Below are 11,576 nucleotides of genomic sequence, written 5' to 3' on the forward strand. Positions count from 1 at the left end.
AATTATTTCTTAAAAAAATGATTGACATTAACTCGGTAGAAATGGTATATTAAAAGGGTCGCTTCGAGAGAGTGCGACACAATAAGTTCTTTGAAAACTAAACAAAACCAAAAGCGTACCAAACGTTTTAAATTTTTGAAGTCAGCAACAAATTGAGTCACAAATTTTCTTCGGAGAGTTTGATCCTGGCTCAGGACGAACGCTGGCGGCGTGCCTAATACATGCAAGTCGAGCGGACCTCTTCGGAGGTCAGCGGCGGACGGGTGAGTAACACGTGGGCAACCTGCCTGTAAGACTGGGATAACTCCGGGAAACCGGAGCTAATACCGGATAGTATCTTGAACCGCATGGTTCAAGTTGGAAAGACGGTTTCGGCTGTCACTTACAGATGGGCCCGCGGCGCATTAGCTAGTTGGTGAGGTAATGGCTCACCAAGGCAACGATGCGTAGCCGACCTGAGAGGGTGATCGGCCACACTGGGACTGAGACACGGCCCAGACTCCTACGGGAGGCAGCAGTAGGGAATCTTCCGCAATGGACGAAAGTCTGACGGAGCAACGCCGCGTGAGTGATGAAGGTTTTCGGATCGTAAAACTCTGTTGTTAGGGAAGAACAAGTGCGAGAGTAACTGCTCGCACCTTGACGGTACCTAACCAGAAAGCCACGGCTAACTACGTGCCAGCAGCCGCGGTAATACGTAGGTGGCAAGCGTTGTCCGGAATTATTGGGCGTAAAGCGCGCGCAGGCGGTTTCTTAAGTCTGATGTGAAAGCCCCCGGCTCAACCGGGGAGGGTCATTGGAAACTGGGAAACTTGAGTGCAGAAGAGGAGAGTGGAATTCCACGTGTAGCGGTGAAATGCGTAGAGATGTGGAGGAACACCAGTGGCGAAGGCGACTCTCTGGTCTGTAACTGACGCTGAGGCGCGAAAGCGTGGGGAGCGAACAGGATTAGATACCCTGGTAGTCCACGCCGTAAACGATGAGTGCTAAGTGTTAGAGGGTTTCCGCCCTTTAGTGCTGCAGCTAACGCATTAAGCACTCCGCCTGGGGAGTACGGTCGCAAGACTGAAACTCAAAGGAATTGACGGGGGCCCGCACAAGCGGTGGAGCATGTGGTTTAATTCGAAGCAACGCGAAGAACCTTACCAGGTCTTGACATCCTTTGCCACTTCTAGAGATAGAAGGTTCCCCTTCGGGGGACAAAGTGACAGGTGGTGCATGGTTGTCGTCAGCTCGTGTCGTGAGATGTTGGGTTAAGTCCCGCAACGAGCGCAACCCTTGATCTTAGTTGCCAGCATTCAGTTGGGCACTCTAAGGTGACTGCCGGTGACAAACCGGAGGAAGGTGGGGATGACGTCAAATCATCATGCCCCTTATGACCTGGGCTACACACGTGCTACAATGGATGGTACAAAGGGCTGCGAGACCGCGAGGTTTAGCCAATCCCATAAAACCATTCTCAGTTCGGATTGCAGGCTGCAACTCGCCTGCATGAAGCTGGAATCGCTAGTAATCGCGGATCAGCATGCCGCGGTGAATACGTTCCCGGGCCTTGTACACACCGCCCGTCACACCACGAGAGTTTGCAACACCCGAAGTCGGTGGGGTAACCGCAAGGAGCCAGCCGCCTAAGGTGGGGTAGATGATTGGGGTGAAGTCGTAACAAGGTAGCCGTATCGGAAGGTGCGGCTGGATCACCTCCTTTCTAAGGAAGATATGAGGACGCTTTTGGTTTTTGTTTAGTTTTGAGAGAACTTTGTTCCCTCTAAGTGAATAGCGAGTTTACTTTAGAAGTAAGCGAGGAATTATTTGCGCGTACTTTTTTGTACGTCAAAAATATTCTTTTATTCACACTTGTGAGATGGGCCTATAGCTCAGCTGGTTAGAGCGCACGCCTGATAAGCGTGAGGTCGATGGTTCGAGTCCATTTAGGCCCACCATCTCTTAAATTCATATGGGGCCTTAGCTCAGCTGGGAGAGCGCCTGCCTTGCACGCAGGAGGTCAGCGGTTCGATCCCGCTAGGCTCCACCAAGAAGTTGTTCTTTGAAAACTAGATAACGTAATTGATAACAAGTAATTCACTGAGATTTACGCTTACCATAATTAGTGATTTTCTAGACATTTATGTCTAAACAAACAACGAAATGCGAAACGCATCTTATGATGCGGTTGACCATTTAGGTTAAGTTATGAAGGGCGCACGGTGGATGCCTTGGCACTAGGAGCCGATGAAGGACGGGACTAACACCGATATGCTTTGGGGAGCTGTAAGTAAGCTTTGATCCAGAGATTTCCGAATGGGGAAACCCACTGTTCGTAATGGAACAGTATCTTTATCTGAATACATAGGATAATGAAGGCAGACCCGGGGAACTGAAACATCTAAGTACCCGGAGGAAGAGAAAGCAAACGCGATTTCCCAAGTAGCGGCGAGCGAAACGGAATTAGCCCAAACCAAGAGGCTTGCCTCTTGGGGTTGTAGGACACTCTATACGGAGTTACAAAGGAACGGGGTAGATGAAGCGACCTGGAAAGGTCCGTCAGAGAAGGTAATAACCCTGTAGTCGAAACTTCGTTCCCTCCAGAGTGGATCCTGAGTACGGCGGGACACGAGAAATCCCGTCGGAAGCAGGGAGGACCATCTCCCAAGGCTAAATACTCCCTAGTGACCGATAGTGAACCAGTACCGTGAGGGAAAGGTGAAAAGCACCCCGGAAGGGGAGTGAAAAGATCCTGAAACCGTGTGCTTACAAGTAGTCAGAGCCCGTTAATGGGTGATGGCGTGCCTTTTGTAGAATGAACCGGCGAGTTACGATCCCGTGCAAGGTTAAGTTGATGAGACGGAGCCGCAGCGAAAGCGAGTCTGAATAGGGCGTTTTAGTACGTGGTCGTAGACCCGAAACCAGGTGATCTACCCATGTCCAGGGTGAAGTTCAGGTAACACTGAATGGAGGCCCGAACCCACGCACGTTGAAAAGTGCGGGGATGAGGTGTGGGTAGCGGAGAAATTCCAATCGAACCTGGAGATAGCTGGTTCTCTCCGAAATAGCTTTAGGGCTAGCCTCAAGTATGAGAGTCTTGGAGGTAGAGCACTGATTGGACTAGGGGCCCTCATCGGGTTACCGAATTCAGTCAAACTCCGAATGCCAAAGACTTGCTCCTTGGGAGTCAGACTGCGAGTGATAAGATCCGTAGTCAAGAGGGAAACAGCCCAGACCACCAGCTAAGGTCCCAAAGTATACGTTAAGTGGAAAAGGATGTGGAGTTGCTTAGACAACCAGGATGTTGGCTTAGAAGCAGCCACCATTTAAAGAGTGCGTAATAGCTCACTGGTCGAGTGACTCTGCGCCGAAAATGTACCGGGGCTAAACGTATCACCGAAGCTGTGGACTGTTCTTACGAACAGTGGTAGGAGAGCGTTCTAAGGGCGTTGAAGCTAGACCGTAAGGACTGGTGGAGCGCTTAGAAGTGAGAATGCCGGTATGAGTAGCGAAAGAGGGGTGAGAATCCCCTCCACCGAATGCCTAAGGTTTCCTGAGGAAGGCTCGTCCGCTCAGGGTTAGTCGGGACCTAAGCCGAGGCCGAAAGGCGTAGGCGATGGACAACAGGTTGATATTCCTGTACCACCTCCTCACCATTTGAGCAATGGGGGGACGCAGGAGGATAGGGCAAGCGCGCTGTTGGATATGCGCGTCCAAGCAGTTAGGCTGAGAAGTAGGCAAATCCGCTTCTCATATAAGGCTGAGCTGTGATGGCGAGGGAAATTTAGTACCGAAGTTCCTGATTCCACACTGCCAAGAAAAGCCTCTAGCGAGGTGAGAGGTGCCCGTACCGCAAACCGACACAGGTAGGCGAGGAGAGAATCCTAAGGTGAGCGAGAGAACTCTCGTTAAGGAACTCGGCAAAATGACCCCGTAACTTCGGGAGAAGGGGTGCTTTTTAGGGTTCATAGCCCTGAAAAGCCGCAGTGAATAGGCCCAGGCGACTGTTTAGCAAAAACACAGGTCTCTGCGAAGCCGCAAGGCGAAGTATAGGGGCTGACGCCTGCCCGGTGCTGGAAGGTTAAGAGGAGAGGTTAGCGCAAGCGAAGCTTTGAATTGAAGCCCCAGTAAACGGCGGCCGTAACTATAACGGTCCTAAGGTAGCGAAATTCCTTGTCGGGTAAGTTCCGACCCGCACGAAAGGCGTAACGATCTGGGCACTGTCTCAACGAGAGACTCGGTGAAATTATAGTACCTGTGAAGATGCAGGTTACCCGCGACAGGACGGAAAGACCCCGTGGAGCTTTACTGTAGCCTGATATTGAATTTTGGTACAGCTTGTACAGGATAGGTAGGAGCCTTGGAAGCCGGAGCGCCAGCTTCGGTGGAGGCATTGGTGGGATACTACCCTTGCTGTATTGAAATTCTAACCCACAGCCCTGATCGGGCTGGGAGACAGTGTCAGGTGGGCAGTTTGACTGGGGCGGTCGCCTCCTAAAATGTAACGGAGGCGCCCAAAGGTTCCCTCAGAATGGTTGGAAATCATTCGCAGAGTGTAAAGGCACAAGGGAGCTTGACTGCGAGACCTACAAGTCGAGCAGGGACGAAAGTCGGGCTTAGTGATCCGGTGGTTCCGCATGGAAGGGCCATCGCTCAACGGATAAAAGCTACCCCGGGGATAACAGGCTTATCTCCCCCAAGAGTCCACATCGACGGGGAGGTTTGGCACCTCGATGTCGGCTCATCGCATCCTGGGGCTGTAGTCGGTCCCAAGGGTTGGGCTGTTCGCCCATTAAAGCGGTACGCGAGCTGGGTTCAGAACGTCGTGAGACAGTTCGGTCCCTATCCGTCGTGGGCGCAGGAAATTTGAGAGGAGCTGTCCTTAGTACGAGAGGACCGGGATGGACGCACCGCTGGTGTACCAGTTGTCTTGCCAAAGGCATCGCTGGGTAGCTATGTGCGGAAGGGATAAGTGCTGAAAGCATCTAAGCATGAAGCCCCCCTCAAGATGAGATTTCCCATCACATTAGTGAGTAAGAACCCTGAAAGATGATCAGGTTGATAGGTCTGAGGTGGAAGCGCGGTGACGTGTAGAGCTGACAGATACTAATCGTTCGAGGACTTAACCACAGTCTAATAAAGTGTAAAAACTGAGTGAAACTTGTTATCATACGTTATTTAGTTTTGAAAGAATAACTCTTTCTAATTGCATATTGTCTGGTGATGATGGCAAAGAGGTCACACCCGTTCCCATGCCGAACACGGAAGTTAAGCTCTTTAGCGCCGATGGTAGTTGGGGGTTTCCCCCTGTGAGAGTAGGACGTTGCCAGGCACGCAAAAAAAAGAACAGCAGAGATGCTGTTCTTTTTTGTATGGAAAAAATAAAAGGACAAAGGGCAGTTAGGAGGTTGGAAGCAGATTTTTTTGAAGAATTTACATCCATTGGAAGTTGTTGCATAGCGAACATAAAATAACGCTAAGCGCTCGTAAATGAAAAAAGTGGTTTCCCTATTTGATGGAGTGCTGTTACGATCCCGATAACCCGTTCAACTATTCATTATGGATTTTTTTTATCCAATACTTATTAGCCTGATTTTGTTATCCAATAATGCGCTGGACTATCCCTTTTCCCATAATTCATTCAAAAACATCAGTGCAAACTGAGGTATTTTTTCTTTTGTCACTTCAAGAAAACGAACAATGAATACATAATCATCCTGTGAATGGCTTAGCATTAGTTCGTACCACCACTCGGTTTCATATCTTGAGATCATGCTTAAGTTGTACAACAATAAGTAATGAGCCATGAATTCAGGCAATCCGGCAAGATCATTCATTGATGCAGGCAAGGTGTATTCGCCTGTTTGCCCATTGTACAGAAATGGAAGACTGTAAAAAGCGCTGAAGTGATCAGGCGGATAGCAAGTAATTATGTTTTCGGAGTGATTTCCTCTGCTAAGCTGAAAATGATAATCGAAATATTCAAGCAGCCTTCCCGGTGTCATGTGATAAGAGGCTGCCGCTTCAACTGGAATATGCAGCTGCTTGTTTTCATATTTGGTTCTAAAATGAACATTTTTCTGTTTATGCCTAGTAAATAAATCACTTATTTCTGGGATTCTTTTTAAAAGTTCATGCATGGTGTATTTATCATTTTCTACATGTTCCAGCTTAAATAAATGGGATGCTGTGTGAGCAAATAAACCATTTCTTTGGATCTTTACTTCATCCTGCAAAAAGCGATAATGCTGTTTTTTTCGCTTTCTTGTTGATACGCCATGTGCAAGGACGGAGGAAGTGGCCGGGTATTCTGGATCTGCTGTAAGAATGCAGGCTTTCATAAGCTGAGACATTCCGTAAAACAGGAGCATTGGCTGTACAGGAAGGGCGGCGCATGCTGATGAAAGATAAAAGTTTTCGGCATGCTTCAGATGGTAAACGAAAGGATAGCTGTTTTGATAGGATAATTCTGCAGGTGCTGTTTGCTGATTTTTTTTATAACTTTTTTCCAGAAACTTTTGGACCGTTTCCGTTGATTGATATGATTTTAACTGGTTCCAGACGCTTGTTTTCATCATCCTGCAGCTCCCCTTTCTTTTTTCGCAATTTTTAAACTCTTTTGCCTGTTCTTGACAGTAGGTTGGCTAGTTGTTAATCTACTAATAATATTTTGCCGTTAAGAGGGGGATTTAATGATGTGGGAAAGTAAATTTTTAAAAGAAGGCTTAACGTTTGATGATGTATTGCTTGTACCGGCTAAGTCGGAGGTTCTTCCAAGAGACGTAAATTTAAGTGTGAACTTAACACCAACATTAAAGCTGAATGTCCCAATCATTAGTGCTGGTATGGATACTGTAACTGAAGCGCAGCTTGCAATTGCAATGGCAAGACAAGGCGGAATGGGCATTATTCATAAGAATATGTCGATTGAACAGCAGGCAGAGCAGGTTGATAAGGTAAAACGTTCTGAAAGAGGCGTTATTACTAATCCATTCTTTTTAACTCCAGACCATCAAGTTTTTGATGCAGAGCATTTGATGGGAAAATACCGCATTTCCGGTGTTCCTGTTGTAAACAATGTGGATGAACAGAAACTCGTAGGCATTATCACGAATCGCGACATGAGATTTATTCAAGACTTCTCCATCAAGATCTCTGATGTTATGACAAAAGAAAACTTAGTAACGGCAGACGTCGGAACAACTCTTAAAGAAGCAGAAAGCATTTTGCAAAAGCATAAAATTGAAAAGCTTCCACTGGTTGATGACAATGGTGTTTTAAAAGGATTAATTACAATTAAAGATATTGAAAAAGTAATCGAGTTTCCGAATTCAGCAAAAGACGAGCATGGACGTTTGCTTGTCGGTGCTGCAGTAGGTGTTACTTCAGACACGATGCTTCGCGTGAAAAAACTGGTTGAAGCCAACGTTGATGCAATCGTGCTGGATACAGCCCATGGCCATTCAAAAGGCGTTATCGAAATGGTAAGAACCATTAGAAATGAATATCCTGATCTGAATATTATTGCAGGAAATGTTGCAACAGCAGATGCTACAAGAGAACTTGCAGAAGCTGGAGCGAACGTTGTAAAGGTAGGCATCGGACCTGGTTCTATTTGTACAACCCGTGTTGTTGCAGGTGTAGGGGTGCCTCAAATCACAGCTGTTTATGATTGTGCGACTGAAGCACGCAAGCTTGGCATTACTATTATCGCAGATGGCGGAATTAAATATTCAGGCGATATCGTAAAGGCATTAGCATCAGGCGGTCACGCAGTTATGCTGGGCAGTCTCCTGGCTGGTACTTCTGAAAGCCCTGGCGAAACGGAAATTTACCAGGGAAGACGCTTTAAAGTCTACCGCGGTATGGGTTCTGTCGGCGCAATGGAAAAAGGAAGCAAAGACCGTTACTTCCAGGAAGATAACAAAAAATTTGTTCCTGAAGGCATTGAAGGAAGAACTCCTTATAAAGGACCTCTTTCAGATACGATCTATCAGCTGGTTGGCGGTATCCGTTCCGGTATGGGATATTGCGGAACTGCAAACTTGGAAGAGCTGCGCGAGAATTCACAGTTTGTCCGCATGACGGGTGCAGGTCTTCGCGAAAGCCATCCACATGATGTTCAAATTACAAAAGAATCACCGAACTATTCGCTTTCATAAGCGTTTCTAGGTCGATTTACCTGAAATGTAATACAATGTTCAATCTTTAGGACAGAGTCTCAGACTCTGTCTATTTTTTTTGACCATAGTGTGATAAAATCGATTTTGTTGTTTGTAACTCATGTCAATAATTGAATATAAAAATAGATGAAAAACGGTGGAGGTTATGAATTTGAGCAACATGAAGTTAAAGCGTCTGCTGTCCGTTCTGTTTGCTGCTGTTCTGGCGATAACAGTTGTTTTGCCGGCATCACAGACATCTGCGGCAGAAAATGATGCAGTTGGAGTCAATGCAAAAGGTGCAATTTTAGTAGAAGCGTCTACAGGTAAAATTTTATACGGGAAAAATGCAGACGATCTGCTGCCGATTGCAAGTATGGCTAAAATTATGACAGAATACTTGGTTCTTGAAGCAGTCGATAAAGGAAAAATCAAATGGGATCAAACTTACACTCCAAGTGAGTATGTATATAAAATTTCCCAAAACCGCGGACTTTCCAACGTTCCATTACGAAAAGACGGTACATACAATGTAAAAGAGCTTTATGAAGCGATGAGCATTTATTCTGCAAACGGAGCAGCTATTGCATTAGCAGAAATCGTTTCAGGATCTGAGTCTAATTTCGTAAAATTAATGAATGAAAAGGCAAAAGATCTTGGTCTTAAAAACTTCGAATTTGTGAACTCCACAGGTTTAGAAAATGGAGATCTTGCAGGAATGCATCCGGATGGAACGACAGCAGATGCTGAAAATAAAATGTCAGCGAGGGATATGGCGCTGCTTTCTCAAAAATTAATTAACGACTACCCGGAAGTTTTGGACACAGCAAGTACTCCGAGAAAAGTATTCAGAGAAGGCACAGAAGATGCAATCAAGATGGATAACTGGAACTGGATGCTTGAAGGCCTGCTATTTGAAACCGAAGGTGTAGATGGTTTAAAAACAGGTTCTACTAAATCAGCAGGTTCTTCTTTTACAGCAACTGCTGAACGAAATGGCATGAGGGTTATAACTGTAGTATTAAACGCAGCAAGTGATGACGGCAGCCTGCACACTCCTCGTTTTAAAGAAACGAAAAAAATGATTGATTATGCATATAACAATTTCAAGATGGAAGAAATCTATCCTGAAAACTATCAAATCAAAAATAAATCTGACCTCTCTGTTGTGAAAGGGAAAGAAAAAGAAGTAGCAGTAGCAACAAAAGAACCGCTTAATCTTGTTGTTAAAAATGGTGAAAAAGAATCATATGAGCCAAGCTACGTTTTTGATCAAAAGAAGGTCAATGCAGACAATGAAGTACAAGCCCCTGTCAAAAAAGGCGAGAAAATCGGCTATATGACAGTTAAGTACACAGGAAAAGGCCAAGACCTGGGCTTCTTAGAAGAAAAAAGCGACGCCAATGTTGATATCATAACAAAAAGCGGTGTTGAAAAAGCCAATTGGTTTGTATTATCCATGAGAGGCATCGGCGGATTCTTCGGAAGTCTTTGGGGAACAGTGACAGACACTGTCACAGGCTGGTTTTAATTGAAAAAAGACTTACTCGAGATGAGTAAGTCTTTTTTACATAAATGGATATATTTAGAATTGATAGATGGCTCCGCTTTTCTTTGATTGAATTGTTTTAATTATCTCTTTAATTTTGATAGGATTTTTTTATAACTTAGGATAGAATAAGCTATATGTGCAAAATGAAATTTTACATATTACAAGGGGGATATAGAATGAATAACACAGGTACAGATCGTGTAAAACGCGGAATGGCAGAAATGCAAAAAGGCGGCGTCATTATGGACGTAGTCAATGCAGAGCAAGCAAAGATCGCTGAGGAAGCTGGAGCAGTTGCTGTTATGGCACTTGAGCGCGTTCCTGCTGACATTCGTGCAGCTGGCGGAGTTGCCCGTATGGCAGATCCTACAATTGTTGAAGAAGTGATGAAGGCTGTAACGGTTCCAGTTATGGCAAAAGCACGTATTGGCCACATTGTTGAAGCCCGCATTTTAGAAGCGATGGGTGTCGATTACATTGATGAAAGTGAAGTGCTGACTCCGGCTGATGAGGAGTACCACTTAAATAAACGTGATTATACAGTTCCATTTGTTTGCGGATGCCGTGATTTAGGCGAAGCTACTAGACGTATTGCAGAGGGCGCTTCTATGCTCCGTACAAAAGGCGAGCCTGGTACAGGAAATATCGTTGAGGCTGTTCGCCACATGCGTAAAGTAAATGGCCAAGTGCGCAGAATCATTGGAATGAGCACGGATGAACTGATGACAGAAGCGAAGCTGTTAGGCGCGCCTTATGAGCTTCTTCTTCAAATCAAGCATGAGGGACGCCTTCCGGTTGTAAACTTCGCAGCAGGCGGCGTAGCAACTCCTGCTGATGCTGCTCTAATGATGCAATTAGGCGCAGACGGAGTATTCGTAGGTTCAGGTATCTTCAAGTCTGAAAACCCGGCAAAATTTGCTCGAGCGATTGTTGAAGCAACAACTCACTATCAGGACTATGAGCTGATTGCAAGTCTTTCAAAGGGACTTGGAACAGCAATGAAAGGCATTGAGATCTCAACATTGCTTCCTGAGAACAGAATGCAAGAGCGCGGCTGGTAATCATAAAGGAGTAGAATACAATGCTTAAAATTGGTGTATTAGGCCTTCAAGGTGCTGTAAGAGAGCACATTCGATCAATAGAGGCTAGCGGTGCAGAAGGAGTCGTTGTGAAACGTCCTGAGCAGCTGGATGAACTGGATGGACTTATTATGCCAGGCGGAGAAAGCACGACAATGCGCCGCCTGATTGATAAATATGACTTCATGAATCCGCTGAAAACTTTCGCTGAACAGGGAAAACCGATGTTTGGAACCTGTGCCGGCTTAATTCTTCTTGCTAAGAACATTGTTGGATACAGTGAAGGACATCTTGGCCTAATGGATGTTACGGTTGAAAGAAATTCATTTGGGCGTCAGCGCGAAAGCTTTGAAGCAGAATTGAACATTACAGATGTTGCTGAAGATTTCGTTGGTGTGTTTATCAGGGCTCCTCATATTGTGGAAGTTGGAGAAGATGTGGAGATTTTGTCTAAGCATAACGGGAGAATTGTTGCAGCGCGTCAAGGACAGTTCCTGGGCTGCTCGTTTCATCCTGAATTAACGGATGATCACCGGATGACTGGGCTGTTTGTACGTATGGTGGAAAACACAAAAGCAAAGTTAAGTGTATAAAACCCTTGCAACCGTCCCAAACTTGTAGTAAATTATGAATTACTTAATTGAACATGCGAAACATGATGACAGGAAATAGTAGCAAGTGTTTCTTTCTTAGAGAGCCGGTGGCTGGTGTAAATCGGTGTTAGAGCCTTGTGAATCCATCCTTGAATGAGATGTTGAAATCCTCGGAGAGTATACATGTCCGGTACAGGCCGTTATCCTG

General features: G+C 45.7%; 5 protein-coding genes, 2 tRNA genes, 3 rRNA genes and 1 other annotated feature (1 of these 11 running past the window's edge). Of the genes, 9 read left to right on the forward strand and 1 reads right to left on the reverse strand.

Translation table 11 applies throughout. From position 1 onward, the window contains the following. The first annotated feature begins 167 nt into the window (after positions 1-167). From QLQ22_RS00055 to rrf, 5 genes are all read left to right on the forward strand, one after another. Positions 168-1,705: ribosomal RNA gene (locus QLQ22_RS00055) — 16S ribosomal RNA — on the forward strand. 158 nt (positions 1,706-1,863) lie between these two features. Next, a tRNA-Ile gene (locus tag QLQ22_RS00060) sits at positions 1,864-1,940 on the forward strand. A gap of 16 nt (positions 1,941-1,956) precedes the next feature. Continuing rightward, positions 1,957-2,032 (forward strand) — tRNA-Ala (locus QLQ22_RS00065). Between the two features lie 149 nt (positions 2,033-2,181). Beyond that, positions 2,182-5,112: ribosomal RNA gene (locus QLQ22_RS00070) — 23S ribosomal RNA — on the forward strand. 86 nt (positions 5,113-5,198) lie between these two features. Continuing rightward, positions 5,199-5,314, forward strand: a 5S ribosomal RNA gene (gene rrf, locus QLQ22_RS00075). The 16S, 23S and 5S rRNA genes sit together here with 2 tRNA genes alongside, the layout of an rRNA operon. Before the next feature lie 286 nt (positions 5,315-5,600). Here the strand turns inward: rrf and QLQ22_RS00080 are convergent. Further along, positions 5,601-6,560 (reverse strand): YaaC family protein, encoded by a 960-nt coding sequence (locus tag QLQ22_RS00080; protein ID WP_284015790.1) that lies wholly within the window; start codon positions 6,558-6,560, stop codon positions 5,601-5,603. 117 nt (positions 6,561-6,677) lie between these two features. Between QLQ22_RS00080 and guaB the strand changes: the two genes are divergently transcribed. From guaB to pdxT, 4 genes are all read left to right on the forward strand, one after another. Continuing rightward, positions 6,678-8,144, forward strand: a complete 1,467-nt coding sequence (guaB, locus tag QLQ22_RS00085) for an IMP dehydrogenase (protein ID WP_223438846.1) — start codon at positions 6,678-6,680, stop codon at positions 8,142-8,144. A 172-nt stretch (positions 8,145-8,316) separates the two neighbouring features. Further along, the gene (locus QLQ22_RS00090) at positions 8,317-9,675 is read left to right on the forward strand and encodes a D-alanyl-D-alanine carboxypeptidase family protein (protein WP_420828809.1); all 1,359 of its coding nucleotides are present in this window, start codon (positions 8,317-8,319) and stop codon (positions 9,673-9,675) included. 197 nt (positions 9,676-9,872) lie between these two features. Further along, on the forward strand, positions 9,873-10,757 hold the full coding sequence (gene pdxS / locus QLQ22_RS00095) for a pyridoxal 5'-phosphate synthase lyase subunit PdxS (protein ID WP_223438848.1): 885 nt from the start codon (positions 9,873-9,875) through the stop codon (positions 10,755-10,757). A gap of 20 nt (positions 10,758-10,777) precedes the next feature. Continuing rightward, positions 10,778-11,368 (forward strand): pyridoxal 5'-phosphate synthase glutaminase subunit PdxT, encoded by a 591-nt coding sequence (gene pdxT / locus QLQ22_RS00100; protein ID WP_223438849.1) that lies wholly within the window; start codon positions 10,778-10,780, stop codon positions 11,366-11,368. Between the two features lie 56 nt (positions 11,369-11,424). Next, positions 11,425-11,576, forward strand: a binding site (T-box leader); it runs 67 nt beyond the window's last position.

This window comes from Metabacillus hrfriensis, assembly GCF_030127205.1.
GTDB lineage: Bacteria > Bacillota > Bacilli > Bacillales > Bacillaceae > Bacillus_P > Bacillus_P dongyingensis.

Bases quoted from the DNA above. Each gene is read 5' to 3' on its own strand.
- pdxS (WP_223438848.1), top strand. From the start codon at position 9,873: ATGAATAACACAGGTACAGATCGTGTAAAACGCGGAATGGCAGAAATG.
- pdxT (WP_223438849.1), top strand. From the start codon at position 10,778: ATGCTTAAAATTGGTGTATTAGGCCTTCAAGGTGCTGTAAGAGAGCAC.
- QLQ22_RS00080 (WP_284015790.1), bottom strand. From the start codon at position 6,560: ATGATGAAAACAAGCGTCTGGAACCAGTTAAAATCATATCAATCAACG.
- guaB (WP_223438846.1), top strand. From the start codon at position 6,678: ATGTGGGAAAGTAAATTTTTAAAAGAAGGCTTAACGTTTGATGATGTA.